This is a genomic window from Thermaerobacter subterraneus DSM 13965 (assembly GCF_000183545.2).
GTDB classification, from domain to species: Bacteria; Bacillota; Sulfobacillia; order Thermaerobacterales; family Thermaerobacteraceae; genus Thermaerobacter; species Thermaerobacter subterraneus.
In genome coordinates this window covers 863,139-883,375 of record NZ_JH976535.1, presented here as the reverse complement: position 1 = coordinate 883,375, position 20,237 = coordinate 863,139, and the positions used below count along the sequence as shown (strand labels likewise).

The window sequence follows — 20,237 nt, the reverse complement described above, 5'->3', positions numbered from 1 at the left end:
CTCCACGCGGAGGGTGGCGACGATCGGTGCCAGATCGCGGCGGGCCGATCCGCGGTCGACGAGCGAGGGGGGAGCGCATGACGAGCCCGAACCCGAATGCGGTTGGAAGTGGGGCCCGCAGGGAACGCGGAGAACGCCAGGCGGCCGCCATCGATCTCCTCGACCGCCCGGCGGTGCACCTCGCCGAGGATCCGATGGCCTTCCGACGCATCCGCATGCACCTGGGCGAGCTCCGGCAGTGGTTCGACCGCCGCTGCCGCTGGCCGCTGCTGGCCACCCGCGAGCTGATCCGCCTGGTCAAGATCCCGGCCTGGACGAGGGTGGGACACGGCCTCCCCGACCTCCAGCACCCCCTGGACTATGAGCTCTTCACCTGGGTGCTGTGGTACGCGGCCGGCGATCACTCCGAGCAATTCCTCCTCTCCGAGCTGGTCGTCGAGATCGAGGCCCGTGCCAACGCCGCGGCCGGAGAGCGGCATGTCGACTTCGACGACTACGTGCACCGCCAGGCCATGGTGCGGGCGCTGCGAGCCCACGAGCGGCTGGGCACGCTGCGGCGGATCGACGGCGACCCCAACGCCTGGATGAACCGGGGCGAGGGCGGCAACGGGCTCTACGAGTTCGGCCCCCTGGCCTACCGCTGGCTGGTGTCCCTCCGCCGCGAGGGACTGGAGCGGCTGCTCGCCCGGGACGACCCGGCGACGGAGGTCGCCGTCGAGACGGACTTGCCGCCGCGAGTGCGCCTCTACCGCGGGCTGCTGCTCGACCCGGCCGTGTACCGGGCGGATGACCCGGAGGCTTTCCGGCTGCTGCTCGACCGCCACGAGCGGCGGCGCATCGCCGACGAGCTGTTCGACGTGACGGGCTGGGAGCTGGAGGTGACGGGCGCCTACGCCTCCCTGGTGCGTCCGAACGGTTCCGCCGGCCGCCACGGCGAGCTCTTCCCCGCCCGGCGGGCCCGCACCGATCTGGTGCTCCTGATCTGCACCGCCGTGCACGAGGCGGTAAACGGGTCCGAAGATGTGGAGGCTCCCGGTGGTTTCGGCCGATCCGCCCCTGCGAAGGGCATCGGCGCGGCCTGGCGGTGTGGGGAACCCGATAACCAGGGCTGCGTCGTCCTGACGGAGGCCCAACTGGAACGCCTCGTCGTCGCCCTGGCCGACCGCTACCGGACCTACTGGGGCACCACCCTGGCCGGCCACTCCACCGCGGGGCTGCTGCGCGAGGTCCTGGAGGAGATGCGCACCTGGGATCTCCTGCGCGGGCCCGATGCCCACGGGTGCTACCGCATCCTGCCCCTGGCCTCCCGCTTCCGCGGCCAGTACGCGGAGGAACCGGCGGAGCCCGAGGACCTAGGGCGAGAACCGGCCGATCCCTCAGGAGGTGGCCGCCCGTGACCCTCGGCGTGCGCGACCTCGCCACCGGCGAGGAGCTACTGGTGGAACGCCTGGAGGAGCTCAATCGCCGCAGCGGCGCAGCGCGCTGGCGGCCGCGGCGCCTCATCCTGATCAACTGGTGGCTCTTCGACGAGCAGGTGTTCCACTTCGCCCAGGGCCGCCTGGTCCTCCACGGTCGCAACGCCTCGGGCAAGTCCACCGTGCTGGCCGCGGCCATCACCCTCGTCCTCGACGGCAACAAGAGCCCCGAGCGCATGGACACCTTCGGCGGGCGCGGGCGCAGCGTGCGTTACTACCTGGTGGGGGATCCGGACGCCACCCCGGAATCGGCCTTCTACCACGAAAGCCGCACCGGTTACGTGGCCCTGGAGTTTCAGTACGGTGCCTCCGCCCGCACCCTGACGGTGGGCGTCGGCCTGTACACCCACCGCAACCGGCCGGGCGGCGAGGTCGACTTCTGGGGCTTCAGCATCGAAGACGGCCGGCGCCTGGGCGTCGATCTTGCGCTCTACGACGAGCAGCGGGTCCCGCTATCCTGGCGCGCCCTCGCGGAGCGCATCGGTATGGGCGGTCGCGTGGTGCGGAGCGTAGCGGAGTACAAGCGGCTCGTCAACCGGCTGGTCTTCGGCTTCCCCGACGAAGCCGACTACGACGACCTGCTGTCCTTGCTGCTGCAGCTACGCAGCCCCAAGCTGAACAAGGACGTGCGCCCGTCGGACGTCTGCGAGACCCTGCGCACCGCCCTCCCTCCCCTCGAGGAAGGCCTGCTCGACCAGGTCTCGTCCACCATCGAGCGGATCGACGACTGCCTGGACCGGCTGGCGGAGACGGACGAACAGGCCCGGGCCGCCCGCGCGGTCGACCAGGCCCTGGGCAACTACCTGAACTACGTGGCGCAGGAGGCGGCGGTCAAGTTCGACGCCGCTCGGGCTCACCGGCGGGAGGTCGAGGCCCGGCGAGACGTTCTGGAAGCTCACCTGACCACCGAACGAGCCCGTCATCGCAGCCGTTCGGCCCTGCACGAGCGGGTGCGGCAGCGACTGGCGGTGGTCGAGGAGGAGTTGCGCACCCTTCAAGCCCATGAGGTCTTCCGGACCGAAGAGGACCTCGGCCGTGCCCGGGAGGAGCTGGCCCGGGCGCGGCAGTGACGGGACGAGACCCGGGCCGCCCGTGAGCGGGCCGCCACCGACGGGCGACGGCGGGCCTCCCAGGCGCGAGCGACCGAGGCGGCTTGGCACGAAGAAGTCCAGGCCCTGAGCCGGCTGTTGGCCCAGGCCGCCGAGCATGCCCGCGCCGCCGGCTGGGCGGCGGCGCGCGACGTGGTCGCTCACCTCACCCGGGCCGTCGGGGAGCTCCGTCCCCCCTCCGCGGACGAACCCGCCCCGGGTCTCGAGGCCGAAGCGGCCCAAAGGGAAGCGGCCGTGGAAGCGGCGGTGGCTGGCGAGGGACCGGCGGTCCCGGACCTCGGGGCCGAGGCCGAGCGCCGCCGGGAAGCCCTCCGGGCCGTCTTGCGTGCCCGCCAGGAAGTGGCCCGGGCGGAACGGGAGCGGGAGACGCAGTTCGCCCTGCTCGAACAGGCCCGCGAGACCTTCCGCCGGGCGGTGGACGAAGCCCGCGCCGCCGAGGGCCACCTCGAGGCCCTTCAGGACCAAGCGGCCGCGGTCCTGCATGCCTGGCGGGAGCAGGCCCGGCGGGCCTCCGTCCCCGACTTCGTCCTGGCGGCAGCCATCCGCGGCATCCGGGAGTTCCCCGACGTCCAGCCCGTCGTCGACCGGCTGCGGGATCCCTTGGTGGACTGGATCGAACGGGAGCGCCAAGCCCTCGACGAGGAGATCGCCCGCTTGCGGGGCGAACGGCTGGAACCCCAGCGCCGGGCCCGCGAGCTGGAGGCCGAGATCCGACGCCTGCGGGAGGAAAGGGACGTGCCGCCTCCGCGTGCCGCGGCCACCGAGCGGGCGCGGGCGCGGCTGCGGGAGGCCGGCATTCCCGCCCACCCCCTGTACAGCGTCTGCGACTTCGCAGAAGGACTCTCGGAGGCCGAGCAGCTCGCCATCGAGCGCGCCCTGGAGGACACCGGGTTGCTGGACGCCCTCGTCGTCCCTGCCCGCCGGGTCGGCGAGGTGAAGGCCCTGCTCGCCGATCCCCGACTGGCGGATCGCTGGATCGAGCCCCGGCCCCAGGTGCTGGGGTATACCCTGGCCGAATGGCTCCGCCCGGCCCTGCCGCCAGGCACCGAGGGGCTCACCGCCGCCGACGTCATCGCAGCCCTCCGGTCCGTGGTGTGGGGACTGCCGTCGGGGCCGTCTGTTCCCGGTCCCGGAACCGTGACGGGAGGGGCGGCCGTTGGAGCTCCGGATGCTCGGGATGCGGGTGCCGGGTCGGCTTCGGACGCAGGGAGGGGAGCCGCGGCCGGCCCGGCGGCGGCCGCCGGCGCGGCGGCCGCCACCGGAGCCACCGGCGCAACGGAGGCCATGGCCGCCGTGGATGCCTCCGGCGCCTGGCGCCTCGGCATCCTGGCCGGTTCGTCGGAACGGCCGGAGGCCGCCCGGCCCCGATACATCGGCGAGGGCAACCGGCGCGCCTATCGTCGCCGCCGCCTGGACGAGCTGGAAGGGGAGCTGGCCGCCACGCAGCGGGAGATGGCCCGCCTCGACGGCGAGATCGCGGCGCGAGCGGCCGAGCGGGCGGACCTGGATGAAGACCGGCGCGCCCTGGAACGGCTGGATCTCTGGTCCCAGCTGGTGCACGCCGCCCAGCGCCGCCGCGCGGCCGGGGAGGCGCGCGCCGCGGCCGATAGGCGCGTGCAGGAGGCGCAGTCCCAGGAGGCCTGGGCACGGGCGCGCTGGGAGGAAGCCCACGCGGACTACCTGCGGCGGCTCGAGCCCATCCCCGAGGCCCGGGGCCGGGACGAAGACGGGCTCCATGCCATGCTGCGGGCCACCGAGCACGTGACCCGCGATCTGCAGCTGGTCGCTGAGCGGCTCCGCAACCTGCACCGCCGGGCCCGGGAGATCCGCCAGTGGTGGGAGGAACACCGCCGCGCCCGGGCCGAGCAGGCGCGGCTGGAGCGCCGCCTGCGGGACGACGAGGCCGAGGTGGCGCGCCGCGAGGCCCACTGCCGGCTGCTCGAGCAGCGCCTGCAGGCCATGGGGATCGACGAGCTGCGTGCCCGTATCCGCCGGGTTACCCGCCGGCGCCACCTCCTGCAGCGGGCCGACCGGCGGATGGCGACGCTGCTTGCTGCGCTGGGCGAGCGCCTCCGTCACCAGGAGGAACGCTTTCGCGAGGCGGAAGCCGCCCTCGCCGAGGCCCGGGAGCGAGAGGCCCACTGGCAGGCGGAGCTGCGCCAGCGCCTGCTGGCGCACCCTTCCCTGGCCGAGGCCCTGGCCCTGTTCGACGGCGACGCGCCGGGAGACACCGAAGGACCGGCCCGGGCCGCCGCCTATCTCTTGCGTTTCCGCCGCTCGCAAGAAGAGAGGCGCGAGCGGTACGTGGAGGAGGATCGGCAAAAGGCCTTCAACCAGCTGAGCCACGTCTTCCAGCAGGAACGGGGCGCCCTCGCAGGCTACCTGCCCGAGCTGGACGGTTCTACCGGCCTGGTCACCTTCCGCGAGCAGGGCCGCATGCTACGGCCCCATGAGCTGGTGGCCGAGCTGGAGCAGCGGCGCCGCTTCGAACAACAGTTGCTGGAACAGGAAGAGCGGAAGCTCTACGAGGACGTCATCCTCCGCCGCCTGGCCGCGGAGATTCGCCGGAAGATCGCCCGCGCCGAGCGATGGCTGGCCGAGGTCAACCGGCTCCTGGCGGAGCGGCCCCTGCATGGGGGCGAGGTCCTCTCCCTGGACTGGCGGCCGCGCCTCCGCGACCGCAGCGGGTCCACGTCCGGGAATCTTCAGCGGCTCGTGGAACTGATCCGCCGGGACGCCGACACGCTGACCCGGGAGGAGGTCGAGGAGCTGATCGGCCACTTCCGGGACAACGTCAACCGCATCCGCGAACAGGAGCGCGGTAACGTGCTGGCGGAAGGTTTCCGCGCCGCCCTGGAGCGGGTGCTGGACTACCGGGAGTGGTTCGACTTCACCCTGCGGACCCGGCGCCCGGGCGAGCCCGTACGGGAGCTGACCGACCAGCGGTTCGCCTCCCGCAGCGGCGCCGAGAAGTCCCTGGCGGTGTTCGTCCCCCTGCTGGCGGCGGTCCATGCGCGGTATCAGGCGGCCCGGCCCGACGCGCCGAGGCTGGTGGGGCTGGACGAGGCCTTCGCCGGCGTCGACGAGGGCAACATCCAGGCGATGTTCCGGCTGATGGTGGAACTCGATTTCGCCTGGATCATGACCAGCGAGAAGCTCCGCGGCGAGGGCGCCGCCCTGCCCGCCTGCGCCACCTACACCATGGTGCCGGGGGAGGGGATCGTCGTGCCGGTCCTCAGCGTGTGGGACGGCGAGCGTCGGTTGGAGGGCCTCGACGCCGGCGCTGGGCCGGACGAGGTACCGGGCGACGAAGAACCGGGCCAGCAGGCGGCGGAGCCCACCCCACAGACTGGGACACGCCCGGAGGCCGGCCGGGCCGGCTGGTCCACCCTCACCCCGTCATGAGCAGGACGACGGCAGGGAGAACGAAGGGTGACCCGACACCGACCCACGCGGGCACGACCGCCGCCTGCACACACCCCTCCGGCCACGTCCACGGCTTGCGTAGGCCACACCTGCAAGCTCGGGGACCCGAACCGCGAGAGGGACGGGTACGGCGACGAGCGAACGGCAGTGCCAACGGGAGGGGGACAGGCATGGGATGGAAATGGGTACGGGCACGGGCATGGGGACGGGTCGGGGCATGGGAATGGGGACGGGAAGGGCAACGGCCATGAGGGACGCCAACCCACCCTCGCACGACGAAATCGTCACGATCCGGCAAGTCGCAGAGCGGTCACCGGTTCCGGCCCCGTCGGCGGCGGCGATCGCGACGCCTGCGACACCGGGTCCCGCGGCACCGCGGCCGGCGGCCGTGCCGCAGGGGACGGCGGCACCCGGCGGGCCTGAAGACGACGCCGGTTCAACCGACCCGGGCCCCGGGTCCGGCGCCCGGGCGGCCGCAGCCTTTTTCCGCCGGCAGGAAGCGTGGCGCGGGATCCTGACCGCTGCCCGCGAGACCTGCGCGCGACTGGGCAGGGTCGGTGGCACCGTCGCCATCGCCGCGGCTGACGAAGCCGCCTGGTGGGCCCTGGCGAGCTTGCTGGGCCGCGATCCGCGGATCCCGCGCAGACGGCGGCTCGTCCCCCCGACGCAGCGCCGAGAGGCGCAGCCGGAAGCGGTCCGGGTCGCCCTCGCCGAACTCGACCGGGCGCTCCGACGGAGCCGCTTCCGCTGCGGCCTGCTGGAGGCCCTGGAAGCGTACTTCGCTGAACCCGTGGAGAGCCGGCCGCAACGCCGCGCGCGGGAGCTGGGCTCTTGGCAAGACTTCCTGCGGGAGGCCGAAGGCTGGTTCACCTCGGAACCGGCCCGCCGCTGGTGGGAGGGCGTGGCCCGCGGCGAGGCGCCTGGCGCCCGGCAGGTCCGCCGGGACTGGAATCGCGGGGGCGACTCTCGGGCGGCCCTGCGGCGGGCGGTCTGGCACGTGGCCCGGGCGCTGAACGAGCTACCGGCTTTGCAGGGACGGCCGGAGGGACCCGAACGGTCCTCCCGGTCGTCGACGACCCCATGGGGAGCCACAGGCTCTGCCCCCATGGCGCCACCATCGGCCGAACCGCTGGCCCTCTTCGCCCACCGGGTATGCGGCGATCCCCATGCCCTGGATCCGGATACGCCTGCGGGCCGGCTCCTGCTGCAAGCCCTGACGGTCGTGCTGCCGGAGGCCGGCGACCTCGGCCGCGGCCTGACATCGCCGGCCCTGCGCCGCAACGTGTTGCTGGAGGCGGCCGGCCTCGCCGCCGACGACACTTCCTCCACGGTCGCCGCCTTCCACCTGCGCGCCGTGCTGCCGGACCCTAGGAGGGCGCCGCCTCGCGACGGTTCACCCCGGCCGGTCGAGGCCGGCGGGGCCGCGAACCGGGACCCGGGTTGGATCGAGGACCCGGTGGCCGCAGCGGCTTGCGCCACCGGCACGGTCGTCGTCTGGCCGCTGCGGGAGATCCGCCGGCGGCCTCGCTTCTTCGCCGCCGGTGGCGCCGCCTACGCGGTCGAGAACCCGCAGGTCTTCCAGGCGCTGGTGGATACCCTCGTCCGGCGGCGGGAGGCGAACCTGTCCGATGACGAGGGGGGGCCCCGCGGTGGGCCGTCGTTGCTCTGCACCAGCGGCCGGCTGAGCCTCGCTGCGGTCCTTTTGCTGGATCGCCTCATCGGACGCACAGGCCCCGGCACCCCGGCACCCCATCAACCGGCGCGGCACCGAGCGACCGGATCCGACCCGCGTCTGGGTGCCGGGCCAGGGCCGTGCCCGGAGCGGGCACGACTGTACTACTCGGGCGACTTCGACGTCGCCGGCCTGGAGATCGCCTACAGCGTCATTACCCGCTACGGCGCGGCCGCGTGCCCGTGGCGCATGACCGCCGCCGACTACCGCCATGCCCTGGCCGCGACGGCTGGTGACGCCGGCGCCCGCCGGTTCGACCCCGGCGAGCGCCGGCGCCTTGAGCGCCTACGCGCCCGTGGTTTCCTGCCCGAGCTGATCGACGAGATGCTCGCCGTGGGCCACCCTGCGTACCAGGAGGGCCTGATCGATCGGTTGCTGGCCGATCTCCTGGCGGCGGTCCACGCCGGGATGGCCATCCCCCACCCACACCCCTGACCATGTTGACCACGACGCGGAACATCAACGACGCGGAACACAGAGTGGAACGCGTTTCGAATGGAACCTCATGTACTGCAGACAAGGACGAGACTGAAAGAAGACGTTCAGGCTGGCCGGTGCAGAGATGGGGGGAGCCAGATGCGGCGTGTTGTTCGGTGGTTTGGCGTAGTCGCCGTGTTGCTGGCCATCATCGTGGCCAACCTGGCGGCGCTACCAACCGTCGCGGTGATGGTGACCCTCGGCCTCGCCGTCGGCATCGTCACCGCCCGCGCCCGCAGGGAAGCCCTGACGGTCCTGGCCCTCGTATGGGTGGTCAGCGCGATCCTGGCCGCGTGGCTCTGGCGCGCCGGCTTTCAACGAGCGGACGCCAACCTGCCGGAGTCGCCCTGGACCGGTCTGTGGTGGCCCCTGGCGGCGATCGCGGCGGGTTCTCTGGTGACCTTCGCAGGTGTATACCTGAAGCAGCTGCGAGAGCTCGACGATCGCCAGCACTAATACCCATTCTTTGCGGTCATCGCGCGATCGCGGCCTCCCAATCCCGCCGCAGGATGGCGTATAGACACAGGTCGATGAACCGCCCCTTGCTGTACATCACCTCCCGCAGCAGCCCCTCGTGCCGCATGCCGGCCTTCTCCATCACCCGCGCCGACGCCCGGTTCTCCGGGATGCAGCGCGCCTCGATGCGGTTGAGCCCCATCCTTCTGAACCCGTAGTCAACGAGGGTGCAGACGGCCTCCGTCATCAGGCCGCGGCCCCAGTAGGATCGGCCCATGGCGTAGCCGAGCTCGGCCCGGGCGTGCTGGGGCGCCCAGGCGACGAAATCCACGGTCCCGATCACCCGCCCCGTCTCCCGCAGGACCATGGCCCAGGGGGCATTCCGGTCGTCCCGGTAGGCCCGGACCATGGCTTCCACGAAGGTCCGGCTGTCTTCGAGACTCCGGTGGGCCTCCCAGGTGGTATACCGGGCCACCTCCGGGTCCGACGCATAGGCGTAGACGTCGTCGACATCGTCCAAGGTCAACGGGCGGAGGATCAGGCGGGGCGTCTCCAGCACCGGCAGGTTGCGGAAGAATCCTTCACGAACGGAGGGGTCCGGCGCCGGGCCGGAGGACTGCGTCGTCAACCGGTCGCCTTGATCGGGTCCACCGGCCTCCCGGTTGGCTTCATCCAAACCATCCATGCTGGACGACCTCCTCTCCCAGGGGGTCGTGGGTGCGCTTGTTGGGTTGCCCCTATGGTACACCCCAGGGCCTCCTTCGAGAACGCTAACGCAAACACGCCACGGAGCGAGCCCATGACGTGGCTCGCCCCGTGCTCCGCCGCTCGCCCTGTCTGGCTTTCGGCACCGCCGGGCCTTCCGTGCTCAGCGGCCCGCCCCAACCGCCTCCGTCGAAGGCGATGCCGGCTGCCCCGTGCCCTCTCCGTCCCCTTGGTTCTCGATGACGATCCGCAGGCGGTTGTAGTTGCGACCCCGGCCGTCGGGCTTGTAGTTCTTCTCCACCAGGCCCTTGACGTCGACGGCGAAGAAGGCGACCTCCGTCGTCCGGTCGATGCGGATCTCCTGGGGCCGGTCTCGCACCCCCGCCGCTTGGTAGCGGGCGGACTGGAACGCGATGCGGGACCCGTCCAGAGTGTAGTACACGTCCGCCGGTTCGCTGGTGTGGAACCGCAGCCGCACCGGGCCCGTGAACACCAGCGTCTGGTCGTCGGCCTCGTCGAACCGGACCTCCTGGCGATCCCCCTCGCCCAGGGCGCCCGCCGCCGACCGGGTTCCCGCTTCCGGCAGGATCTCGAGCCACGAGCAGGGGCGCTGGCGGTCGCTATGGAGGGAAGACCGTGCCCACGGCGCGAACGGTGTCGACGCCTCCCGTCGATTTCCGCCCCCGTCGTTGCAAGATCGGGTTGCTCAAAGGGGCACCCCGCCCGTGTTCCACGTCGAGGCGAGCCGATCGCCACCCCGTCCCGTCTGGGGAACCTGGGACCTGCCCTGATCGGGAACTCCGCGCTCCCGATTGGCGTCTCACGATCGACGGGAGATCACCGGGGATTTGCGGCCCAAGGAGCGAGAGGAGGGGTTTCCCTGCCCCGGCGAGCGAGAGGAGGGCTTTTGGTCCCTCAGCGGCGCGTGCCCCACCGGTCGGGGCTCTGCCGCATCCTCATCGCGTTGACGTTGGCGGCCGTGCTCGGCCTTCCGATCGCCTGGCGGGCCGCGGCGGCGGGAGACCCGCAGACGGGGGTTCCGTCCGAGGTGGAACAGGCGGTTCGTAGCGACCTGGCCCGTTGGGTGGGTGTGCTCGCCAGCGATCCCCACTCCCGCGCCCACGGCGTGGAGGATCCCGCCCGCTACTCCCTCGGCGATGGCTACCGGCTCTACCGCGTCAGCCGGTTCGTCCGGGAGGGTGGCGTGGCCACGACCCTGGACCAGTTCACCGAAGCCCAGGACGTGTACCGGTTCGTCGTCAACCTGGACGGGAGGCCGTTGGGGATCGCCGAGGTGCAGCGGCAGGGCGGCCGATGGGCCGTCGTGGGCGTCGGCTACGACGGTCCCGTCGAGACCGCCGGCAACGGCGGCACCGCCACGGGTGGCTTCGCGGACCGCTTGGCCAGGGCACGGGCCTTGTTGGCCGAACGGGGGCTTCTGGCCGACGTGCGGTGGGTCGACCATCCGCCGTATCTCACCGGCCTGGCCGGAAGCGACGGTGAGGACAGCTCGTTCATCAGCCTGGGGAACCACCTCGGACTCGCCGAGGGGCACGTCACGAGCCTGGCCGACGTGAGCGCCCGGATCCACCAGGCGGCGGGCACGGATGCGAACGGCACGGATGCGAAGTCGCCGCCCACGACCCCGGACCCCCTGGCGACGGCCCTCGCCGGCGTGGGGGTGCTGGGCGCCGCCGTGGGGGTCGGCGGCTACCTCTGGCTCCGGCGGGCGTCGGGCTAGGACCGTCCCACCCGAAGGACCGGCACAGGTGAACACGGCCGCCCTCCCGAACCGGCCTCCCGCAGCCACGGGCCGCACCGGTCACGAGATTCGGGGCCCGTCCACGGTCATCGCCTCGAGGTGGGGTGACGTCGGGATGGGCGGTCGCCACCATGCGCTGACAATGCCCACCGCCCCATGCGCGCAGGACCTCACCACGCGTTGGCGTAGAGGGTGTGCGGAAGGGGGAACGGGCACGGTGGAGCCGAGGGCACGGCGGGGCATCGTCGCGCTACCGATTGCGATGACGGTCAGGCGGTTTCTCCGGGAATACGCCAGTCATCTCGCCCCCTCGACCCGGGCGCGGTATGCGGATGCCGTGGACATGCTTGAGACCTACCTCACCTCGCAGGCTCCACCCATCCGCCACTGGGACCAGGTCACGCCGCTGACGTGGCGCGGGTTCCTCGGCGACTTCTATCTGCACAAGGTCGCTGCGTCGCCCACGGAAGCACATAGGCTCCTGTCTGCCTACCGGGTCCTGACCCGCTGGGTCGACAAGCAATACAGTGTCGCTACGTACCCCACCTACGCGGTGGTCTATGAGGAATACCGGCGAACTCTCCCCAAGGCGATCGGAGCAGCGCGGCGCATCGCCGAGTGGCTTACCCAGCAGGAGTGGGAGAAGTGGCTGCGCCATGAAAGGCAGGCCCAGGTCGAGTCCATGCATGCCCTGCTGACCTTCCTCAACAATCGCCTTGGCAGGCCGGAAGACGACAACGCTGCCCCGACGGCGGCGGGCCTGGCACCGCAGGACCGGGACCTGTTGATCCGCATGTTGCGTGCGGTGCTCAGCGGCAGCCCGGCAGGCGCACCGGACCGCATCGATCTGCCAGCGTCGCGGCCTCCCGCAAGCAATGCGCGTGCGTCTGTGCTCCAGGGTCTTTGGCAGGTTCGTGAGGTGCGCGACGGCGCCCTCGTGCTCGAAGCCCTTGACGTCGAGGAAGTGGTGGAGGCGGGCGAGGGCAACGAGCTGGCGGAACGGGAACGGGAGGCGCCTCCGGGGTGTCCTGGTCGAGAACATGGAGAGGCAGGCACCCGAACGAACGACGGTGCGGCGGTGCTCGACGAACGCGGCACACCCCCGAGCGACGACAGTCAGACCGCCGTGCGGGCCGCGGGCGGCGCGCCGGGGACCGATCCGACAGACCGGTCCCGCGTCACCGTGGACATGCCAACCGAGATCGCGGCGCTCTTCGAACCCGGCTTCACGCTCGTCGCGACCCTCTCCTGCACCGGCGAGCGAGGTCGATTGGTCGGGGTCGGGCCGGTCTACCCCGATTGATCCGCCTTACACCTTCTCCGGCGCTCGCTCCCGCTGCCGGCCCCGGCCCCACAGGCGCCGGGCGATGGGCTCCCGCCCTGCGGCGGCGGAGGCGCCGGCGCCGTCCCCTTCGTGGTGGGGATCCCCGTCGCGGCCGATCTCGTCCGACGCCGTCCCCGTGGCCGCCTCCCGGGCCTCCGTCTCCGTTCGCGCCGCCCACGGATCCCGCGCCGCCACGGGCTTGGGGCGCTCATAGATCACGGGAGCCACCCGCACGTCCACCAGCACGGGACCGTCGACCCGCAGCGCCCGCTCCAGGGTCGGTTCCAGCTCCCGCACCCGTTCGACCCGGATCCCCCGCCCGCCCGCCGTCTCGGCAAAGGCCGCAAAGTCCGGGTTGACGAACCGGGTCCCGAAGGGTTGCACCCGGGCCCGCGCCTGCAGCTCTTCCTCCTCGGCGTAGCGACCGTCGTTGCAGACGATCACGGTGATCGGCAGCTTCTCGCGCACGGCGGTGGTGAACTCGGTCAGGGTCATGCCCAGGCCGCCGTCCCCGGCCAGGGCCACCACCGGCCGGCGCGGGGCGGCCAGGGCCGCGCCGATGGCCGCCGGCAGGGCGAAGCCCACCGTCCGCCAGTGGCCCGACACCAGGACCGTGTGGCGGTCGGGGAAGAAGTAGCGCCCGAACCAGTAGGTGTGCTGGCCGGTATCGACGCAGATCACCGCCTCGGGGTCGAGGACGCCGGCCAGGGTCGTCATCAGGGCGGCGGGGTGCACGCCCTCCCCGTGCCCCTCGGCGGCGGCGTCGGCCCGGCGCAGCTCCTCGTGCCAGCCTGCCCGCGCCCGCACCCAGAAGGCGCGCCAGCCGGGCCGCTCCTGGGCCCTGAGCCCGTCCCGGAGCGCGCCCAGCACGGCTTCGGCCGTCCCGGGCAGGGCCACTTCGACCGGGAAGGTCATGCCCAGGTGGGCCCGGCGGCTGTCCACCTGGATTACCTTCAGCCCCCGGGGGACGAAGGCGGGCTGCCACCAGGTGCTGCCCACCACCAGCGCCACGTCGGCCGCGCCCAGCACGTCGGCCGCGGCCTGGGTCCCCGCCTCGCCGATGACGCCGCAATAGTGGGCGTGCTCCCCCGGGACGGCGCCGAGTCCGGGCAAGGTGCAAAGGACCGGCGCATCGAGCTGCTCGGCCAGCGCCAGCACCGCCTGCCGCGCCGGCCGCGCTCCCCGGCCCGCCAGGATCACCGGCCGGGCGGCGGTGCGCAGCAGGTGCAGGGCCGCGTCCAGGTCCCGGGCATCGGGCGCGGGCTGCCTGGTCAGGTAGTCGGGCTTGCCGGTCGTCTTGGCGCCGGCCACCTCCTCCCGCTGCAGGTCCACGGGCAGGCCCACCCGCGCCGGGCCCGGCCGCTCGTGGGCGGCCCGCAGGGCCGCCGGCAGGATGCGGGTCACCTGCGGGGCCGCGGTCAGGGTGTGGTTGAAGACCGTGGCGTCCGTGTACACGAGGTCGAGGTTGGCGTCCTGGGGCCAGTGGGTGGCCACCTTACGGGTCGGCAGCCCTCCCGTCAGCGCCAGCAGGGGTACCCGGTCCAGGGCCGCGTCGTAGACGCCGTTGAGCATCTGGATCGCCCCCGGCCCGGCATCGCTGACGCAGGCCGCGGCCCGCCCGCTCAACTTGGCGTACGCCGAGGCCATCAGGGCCGCCGCGCCCTCGTGGCGGGTGGGGATGAACCGGGGCCGCTGTTTCTGGCGCAAGGCCTCCAGCAGCGGGATGACCGAGTCCCCCGGCACCCCGAACACGTAAGGCACGTCCCAGGCCGCCAGCTCGCCGGCGACGTAGTCGGCGACGGTCATGCGGTCGGTTGCCATCGGTCGCTCCCCCTCGACTGCCATCGCTGGTGTCACTACCCTCTCGGCCCCTATCGCTGCCCTTGCGGTCGCCGCTGCGGGGACTTAAGTCCACCCCCGCCGCCACCGCCGCCCGCAGGTCGGCCTCCAGGTTGCCGGGGCAAAACTTCACCCCGATCGGCGCGCCGCCGCCGGCCCGATGGTCAGCCGCGTGTCCACGTCGGGCTCGGCGCGGGGCAGGCGGCCGATCTGGGCGGGGACGAACACCAGCTGCTCGAACTGCGGCCACGGCCGGGTGGCGCCGTAGGGGCGCGTGAAGGGCTTGCCCGTCTCCGCCCGCCGCATGATGGCCAGCATCTGCTCGGGATCTGTGTTGCGCATGCGGACCGGCCACTGGAGCACCTGGTTCCGATCCTGGGGACCGCTGAGCACGGCCACAATGAGGCGGTTGAAGATGTGGGGAGGCGTCAAGTCTGCGGCTGGATTAGGAACCTGGGATGGTTCGGCGTCCTGGATCGCGTCCCGTCAAGGGGTGTAAATTCGCTCCCCGTCGGGTTGGGTGATGTCAGGAACCCCTCACCACCTCCTCCAGATTGTCCCTTTCCGTAGACGGGTCCGCTGGCGCCAGCTTCGCCATCGATGCGGGACTGAAGTCCTTGCGGGAGGCGATCCATTCGTCGTGCTGCTCTTCGAGGACGGCGCCCAGGAGTCGTAACGCGGCAGCCACGTTCGGGAAGATCCCCACGACGTCACACCGTCGCGCCAGTTCCCGGTTCAAGCGCTCCAGGACGTTGGTGGAGTGGATCCGTCGCCAATGTTCGGCTGGGAAGGCCATGTAGGCCAAGACGTCGTTCTCGGCCTCGTGCAACAACGCTGCGACCTTGGGGTACCGTGCCCCCAGTTCGTCGGCCACCTGCTGGAGCCGCTGCCGGGCCGTGACCGCGTCCGGCTGGGCGAAGATGCTGCGGACCTGGGCGGCCACCGCCGGCTGGGCGTACTTGGGGACCCGGGCCAGGAGGTTCCGCATGAAGTGAACCCGGCACCGCTGCCAGCTCGCCCCCGTCAGCACGTCGGCAATGGCCCGCTTCAGGCCCTCGTGGGCGTCGGAGATGGCGAGCCGCACGCCCCGCAGCCCCCGCGCCACCAGGCTCCGCAAAAAGGCCTGCGAGAACTCGTACGTCTCCGCCGCCCCCACGTCGGAGCCCAGCACCTCTCGCTCGCCGCTCGCCTTCACCCCAACGGCCACGACGGCGGCCATGTTCACCACCCGGCCGTCCTGGCGGACCTTGATGGCCTTGGCGTCGAGCCAGAGGTAGGGGTATTCGCCTTCCAACGGGCGGTTGCGAAAGCGCTCCATCCGCTCGTCCAGTTCGGCACAGAGCCGAGAGACCTCGCGCTTGCTGACCCCATCCAGCCCCAGGGCCCGCACCAGCTCGTCGACCTTCCGGGTGCTCACCCCGTGGACGTAGGCCTCTTGAATGACGGCCACCAGGGCCTTCTCGGCGCGCCGGCGCCGCTCCAGCAGGCTGGGGAAGTAGGACCCCTTGCGGAGCTTGGGAATTTTCAGCTCGATGGAGCCGAGGCGGGTCTCCCAGGGGCGGACCCGATACCCGTTCCGGTAGGTCTTGCGCGTTTCGGTGCGCTCGTACCGTTCGGCGCCCACAAGCTCGCTCACCTCAAGCTCCATGAGCTTTTGGGCCAGCCAGCGAAGTCCTTCGCGCAAGGCATCGGCTTCGGGTTCGCCTTGGTGTTTGCGCAAAAGCTCGAGAAGTGCCATCTTGAAGTCAGCGGTCACCGGTGGCTGCCCTCCCTTCAAGCGGTCTTGTCCAACCCGAAGGGGAGCCACCGGTGACCTCTTTTGTCAAGGGTCACCAGGGCCGGCCGGTCCGGCCACGAACTTTTCCACCACCACCTGGGACTCTAGCGCGTCCTGGGGCCCAGGAGACGTTGTCTGTGGGACGCATCAAGCGGTGGCACGCACCAAGCGGTGCGGCAGACGCCGGTGGAGGACGACGCTGATGAGGTCAACAGCTAGTGTGGCGGGCACGAACTTTCACGGCCGCAGATCCCACGGCTCCACGGTTCCGACGATGAACCGGGGCCGGTCGGCATCAACGGCCGCGAGCACGCCGGCGGAGATCTCCTCGTGGGTGAGCCAGCGTGAGCGCCGGCCCTCCAGGACGAAGCCCAGGATGACCTCCCGGTACCGGATGTTGGGCAGGGATGCGAACATGGCCCGCCGCTCGGGGTCGGGCCGGGAGGGATCGGCCGCGGCCCTGCCCAGGACGTGGAAGAAGCGCCCGGGGCGCTCCGGGCTCCCAACCAGGCGCGCCACCGTCAGGGGAGCGGCGGGCGCGGTGCTATGGATCCAGGCGACGGCTAGCTCGAAGGGGCCGAAGCGGGACCGGGCATCGGCTAGGGCGGTCTCAAGGGCGCCGGTGTCACGGTAGTCGAGGGCGATGGGGTAGATGGTCCCCTTCCGGCCGGCCGCGGCCCGGACCAGCGCGGCGAGCCGGCTCTGCCGCCGCGCCACCACCGACACGACGTGACCGCGGGCGGCCAGTTCTAACGAGACACACCGCAGCATTCCGGTGCCGCCCACAACGAGGGCATGGAGGCGGTTGTGCCCTTCTTTCATGAACGTGTCTCCTGATCCCGTTTCCATGACACCCTTTTCCAAGCGTTCCGTGGAGCCAAACCCAACCGCGGCGCCACGTACCGCACAAAGTCGCCAAGGCGCTCGGACGGTAGTCCCATGGCAACGGCCTCGCCCCGGTACACCGCCAGTGCTTGAGCCACCACCTGCCGGTGAGGCTCGGGAAATGTTCCCGCCGCCCACTCTCCGGCCTCGGCCTTACCGGTAACGCTGCCATCCAGCAAGTAGCGGGTGATACGGCACAGGTTGAGAACCGTGTAGACGGGGTCCGCGGTGACAGCCGCCAGTGGATCGGCTACGTCCGACAGGATGGCCGCCCGGTAATCGGCCGGTGGAACGGCCGGAAACACCCTTTCGATAGGCTCCCCACAGAGGGCAATCCCCCGTGCCCGCACAACGGTCACATGGGCGGCCAGGTCCGGGTCTACAAGAGGCATGACGTCCCGGGGATCGAGACCCCGGGCGACAACGTCGCGCACCCGCTCTCGCCAGGCCTCACTGTAGTGGAAGGTAAACGGGGCGGGATGACGCCAAGGGTGGAGGTCTGCTAGCTGTAACACATGAACCTCGAAAGGATACGGATTCCCTGACCATTCGAGCAGCCAGGATGCCAACGCCCGCCGAAAGGCGGGACCTGAATCGCGCTGGCTCACCACCAGGAGGTCCACGTCGCTGCGGCAGGGATTGAAACCGCCGAGAGCCAGTGAACCGTGCAGGTACACTCCCACGAAATCCGGGCCCAGCACAAGCCGCGAAATGTCTACAAAGGCACTGACAGTGTCACGAACGGCGGGCGGACAGTCAGGCCATCGCATGGGTAGTCCCCTTTGTGCGTACAGCGCGCTTCCTCCCACGAGCCCTTGCTCCGCTCGCGCGCACCGGACGCGTTCCTCCTACTTTACGATCTCGATTTCCCGTCTATCCTCCGGTTCCTCCTCGACGGCCACATTCGTGGAAGTGCTTGCGGGCGACGATCTTCACAGCCCCAGGGCCTGGAGGGTCTCCCGCAGGATCGCAGCGGACCGGTCCAGGGCCTGCGCCTCCTCCGGGCTCAGAGTCAAGGGCAAGGGGCCCCGGGCGCCGTGCCGGCCCACCACGCAGGGCACCCCCATGTAAACCCCGTATTGGGGCACCAGGGTGGAGACGGTCAGCACACTGTTCTCGTCGCCGAGGATCGCTTCACAAATCCGCGCCAGGGCCAGGGCGATGGCGTAGTAGGTCGCCCCCTTGGCGGCGATGATCTGATAGGCGGCATCCCGGGTCTCGGCGAAGATCGCCTGGCGCTGCTCCGGGGAGAGACCCAGCGGTGGCCGGTCCCCCAAGCGGGTTCCGGCCACCGTGGCGCCGGACCAGACGGGTACCTCGGAGTCCCCGTGCTCGCCGATGATATAGGCGTGGATGCTCCGGGGGTGGATGCCCAGTTCCTGGCCGATCCGGTACCGGAACCGGGCCGAGTCCAGGAGCGTCCCGGACCCCACTACCCGCTCCACCGGGAGGCCGGAGATCTTGTGGGCCTGGTAGGCCAGGATATCCACCGGATTGGTCGCCACCAGGAGGATGGCGTCAGGGGCGTGCCGTACGATCGCCGGCACCACCTCCGCCATCACCTGGGCGTTCCGCTGCAGGAGCTGGAGCCGGGTCTCCCCCGGCCGCTGCCCCACCCCCGCGGCAATGACCACAACCTGACAACCCGCCAGGTCTGGGTAGTCCCCGGCCACCACACGGCAGGGGGGCAGGAAGGGCGCGCCGTGGCTCATGTCCAGCGCATCGCCCAGGGCTTTCTCCCGGTTGGTGTCGATCAGCACCAGTTCCTGGGCCAGCCCCCGGATGAGAGCCGTATACGCGAAAGTCGAACCCACCGCACCGCAACCCACTACCCCCAGCCGGTGCCCCGGGGGGTTCGCGGTCATCGCACATCCCTCCGCTCGTCCGTCCTGTTCCCCAGGCCGTTTCCCCGGCGGGCGGATTATGCCGCGGGGGGAGCCAGCCGCAGGGCCAAAGCGGCCTGCCCCAGGCTGATACCACCATCATTGACCGGTACCTGGTGTCCCGTCCAGACCGCGCAATCACTCAGCCAAAATGTAACCGAAGGGGTCCCGGATCACTCACGGAGAAATCTTACCGAAGGGACGTGCTGTGCCAATGTCGCTCGCCAGCCGCCGGGAGTATCTCGCCACCATGCGAGAACGGTATTGGGCGGCCCGAACCCGCCGGGAACGCACCGAGATCCTGAACGAAGTCCAGCAAGTCTGTGGGTATCACCGCAAGTACGCGATCCGGGTCCTCCGACAGGCTACGCCGCCGGCCCCGGCCAAGCGCCGTCGCAAGCGGGCCCTGCGCTACCTGGAGGCCTTGCCGGTCATCGCGCGGGTCTGGGAAGCGCTGGACTACCCTTGCGCCGAACGGCTTCACCCGGTCCTCTTGCCCATGGCCGAGCACCTGGCCGCCCATGGGGAAGTGGTCCTCACCGGGGCCGTTCGCGACGCCCTTCGGCAGATCAGCCGCGCCACCCTGGCCCGCCGCCTCGCTGCGATGCCCTCGCCCAAGCCGCGCCGTCGGCTTCCTCGTCCGCGACCGGGGCTGCTGCAAAGCCAGATCCCCATGGCCACCTACGACTGGGACGAAGCCCGGCCCGGGGCCTTGGAGGTCGATCTGGTCGAACATAACGGCGGCTCGACCGCCGGCCAGTACGCGTACACCCTCAGCATGGTCGACATCGTGACGGGCTGGAGCCGCCGCCGCGCCTTGCTCGGCCGAAGCCAGCGCGCCGTCCACGAAGCCATCCAGGACCTGATCGCCCAATGGCCCTATCCCGTCTGGGGCCTGCACACCGACAACGGCGCGGAGTTCGTCAACCATCACCTGCACCGGTACGCCGAAGCGCACCACCTGACGTTCACCCGCAGCCGCCCCTATCGCAAGAACGACAACGCCCACGTCGAGCAGCGCAACCGCCAGCTGGTCCGGGAGATCGTCGGCTATGCCCGCTACGACCGCCCCGAGCAGGTCGAACAGCTCAACCGGCTCTACGCCCGCTTGGACCTCTACGCCAACCTGTTCCTCCCAACCCGGAAGCTCAAGAACAAGGTCCGGGAGGGCGCCCGGGTGCGCAAATCCTACGACGCCGCCCGGCCCCCGCTGGATCGCATCCTCGAGCGCGACGTGCTCTCGCCCGAGGAACGGGCGCGCTGGCTGGCCCTTCGCCAGTCTCTCAACCCCCTAAAGCTCCATCGGGAGCTGGACGACCTGATCGCTGGCCTCCAGCAACCCCCGGAAACGACCATGTCCGCCGATTGAGGTGTTCGGTAACATCCT

16 protein-coding genes are annotated in these 20,237 nt (G+C 71.2%); 8 read left to right on the top strand and 8 right to left on the bottom strand.

Annotated elements, in window-relative coordinates; translation table 11 throughout:
• The first annotated feature begins 77 nt into the window (after window positions 1-77).
• From THESUDRAFT_RS03760 to THESUDRAFT_RS03735, 5 genes are all read left to right on the top strand, one after another.
• The gene (locus THESUDRAFT_RS03760) at window positions 78-1,397 is read left to right on the top strand and encodes a TIGR02678 family protein (RefSeq protein ID WP_006903387.1); all 1,320 of its coding nucleotides are present in this window, start codon (window positions 78-80) and stop codon (window positions 1,395-1,397) included.
• On the top strand, window positions 1,394-2,545 hold the full coding sequence (locus THESUDRAFT_RS03755; protein ID WP_006903386.1) for an ATP-binding protein: 1,152 nt from the start codon (window positions 1,394-1,396) through the stop codon (window positions 2,543-2,545). Before THESUDRAFT_RS03760 ends, THESUDRAFT_RS03755 begins: the two co-directional genes overlap by 4 nt.
• Window positions 2,546-2,662: 117 nt before the next feature.
• Complete coding sequence (locus tag THESUDRAFT_RS03750; RefSeq protein WP_006903385.1) at window positions 2,663-5,989, top strand: SbcC/MukB-like Walker B domain-containing protein; 3,327 nt, start codon at window positions 2,663-2,665, stop codon at window positions 5,987-5,989.
• A 268-nt stretch (window positions 5,990-6,257) separates the two neighbouring features.
• On the top strand, window positions 6,258-8,177 hold the full coding sequence (locus THESUDRAFT_RS12100) for a TIGR02679 domain-containing protein (protein WP_169328702.1): 1,920 nt from the start codon (window positions 6,258-6,260) through the stop codon (window positions 8,175-8,177).
• A 141-nt stretch (window positions 8,178-8,318) separates the two neighbouring features.
• Entirely contained in the window at window positions 8,319-8,675 is a 357-nt protein-coding gene (locus tag THESUDRAFT_RS03735; protein ID WP_006903383.1) for a hypothetical protein, read from the top strand.
• A gap of 16 nt (window positions 8,676-8,691) precedes the next feature.
• Here THESUDRAFT_RS03735 and THESUDRAFT_RS03730 read toward each other — a convergent pair whose 3' ends face one another.
• Both THESUDRAFT_RS03730 and THESUDRAFT_RS03725 read right to left on the bottom strand, forming a co-directional pair.
• On the bottom strand, window positions 8,692-9,360 hold the full coding sequence (locus THESUDRAFT_RS03730; protein ID WP_006903382.1) for a GNAT family N-acetyltransferase: 669 nt from the start codon (window positions 9,358-9,360) through the stop codon (window positions 8,692-8,694).
• A gap of 183 nt (window positions 9,361-9,543) precedes the next feature.
• Window positions 9,544-9,873, bottom strand: a complete 330-nt coding sequence (locus tag THESUDRAFT_RS03725) for a chitobiase/beta-hexosaminidase C-terminal domain-containing protein (protein ID WP_040826241.1) — start codon at window positions 9,871-9,873, stop codon at window positions 9,544-9,546.
• 414 nt (window positions 9,874-10,287) lie between these two features.
• Between THESUDRAFT_RS03725 and THESUDRAFT_RS03720 the strand changes: the two genes are divergently transcribed.
• Both THESUDRAFT_RS03720 and THESUDRAFT_RS03715 read left to right on the top strand, forming a co-directional pair.
• Window positions 10,288-11,121, top strand: coding sequence for a hypothetical protein (locus THESUDRAFT_RS03720; protein ID WP_006903381.1), 834 nt, complete (start codon window positions 10,288-10,290; stop codon window positions 11,119-11,121).
• A 364-nt stretch (window positions 11,122-11,485) separates the two neighbouring features.
• A complete protein-coding gene (locus THESUDRAFT_RS03715) occupies window positions 11,486-12,445 on the top strand; it encodes a hypothetical protein (RefSeq protein WP_156821706.1) in 960 nt (319 codons plus the stop codon).
• 6 nt (window positions 12,446-12,451) lie between these two features.
• Here THESUDRAFT_RS03715 and THESUDRAFT_RS03710 read toward each other — a convergent pair whose 3' ends face one another.
• The 6 genes from THESUDRAFT_RS03710 to THESUDRAFT_RS03690 form a co-directional block, all read right to left on the bottom strand.
• Window positions 12,452-14,287 (bottom strand): thiamine pyrophosphate-binding protein, encoded by a 1,836-nt coding sequence (locus THESUDRAFT_RS03710; RefSeq protein WP_006903379.1) that lies wholly within the window; start codon window positions 14,285-14,287, stop codon window positions 12,452-12,454.
• A 147-nt stretch (window positions 14,288-14,434) separates the two neighbouring features.
• The gene (locus tag THESUDRAFT_RS03705) at window positions 14,435-14,737 is read right to left on the bottom strand and encodes a hypothetical protein (RefSeq protein ID WP_006903378.1); all 303 of its coding nucleotides are present in this window, start codon (window positions 14,735-14,737) and stop codon (window positions 14,435-14,437) included.
• Between the two features lie 94 nt (window positions 14,738-14,831).
• Entirely contained in the window at window positions 14,832-16,061 is a 1,230-nt protein-coding gene (locus tag THESUDRAFT_RS03700) for an IS256 family transposase (protein ID WP_006903377.1), read from the bottom strand.
• 258 nt (window positions 16,062-16,319) lie between these two features.
• Window positions 16,320-16,904 (bottom strand): short-chain dehydrogenase, encoded by a 585-nt coding sequence (locus tag THESUDRAFT_RS03695; protein ID WP_006903376.1) that lies wholly within the window; start codon window positions 16,902-16,904, stop codon window positions 16,320-16,322.
• Window positions 16,901-17,737: an aminoglycoside adenylyltransferase domain-containing protein gene (locus tag THESUDRAFT_RS12725; protein WP_083855336.1), complete on the bottom strand. Its 837-nt coding sequence runs from the start codon at window positions 17,735-17,737 to the stop codon at window positions 16,901-16,903. Before THESUDRAFT_RS12725 ends, THESUDRAFT_RS03695 begins: the two co-directional genes overlap by 4 nt.
• Window positions 17,738-17,899: 162 nt before the next feature.
• The gene (locus THESUDRAFT_RS03690) at window positions 17,900-18,832 is read right to left on the bottom strand and encodes an L-lactate dehydrogenase (RefSeq protein ID WP_006903374.1); all 933 of its coding nucleotides are present in this window, start codon (window positions 18,830-18,832) and stop codon (window positions 17,900-17,902) included.
• 268 nt (window positions 18,833-19,100) lie between these two features.
• On the opposite strand from THESUDRAFT_RS03690, the gene THESUDRAFT_RS03685 reads away from it, so the two are divergent.
• Window positions 19,101-20,219 (top strand): DDE-type integrase/transposase/recombinase, encoded by a 1,119-nt coding sequence (locus tag THESUDRAFT_RS03685; protein WP_242823198.1) that lies wholly within the window; start codon window positions 19,101-19,103, stop codon window positions 20,217-20,219.
• The last annotated feature ends 18 nt before the right edge of the window (window positions 20,220-20,237 follow it).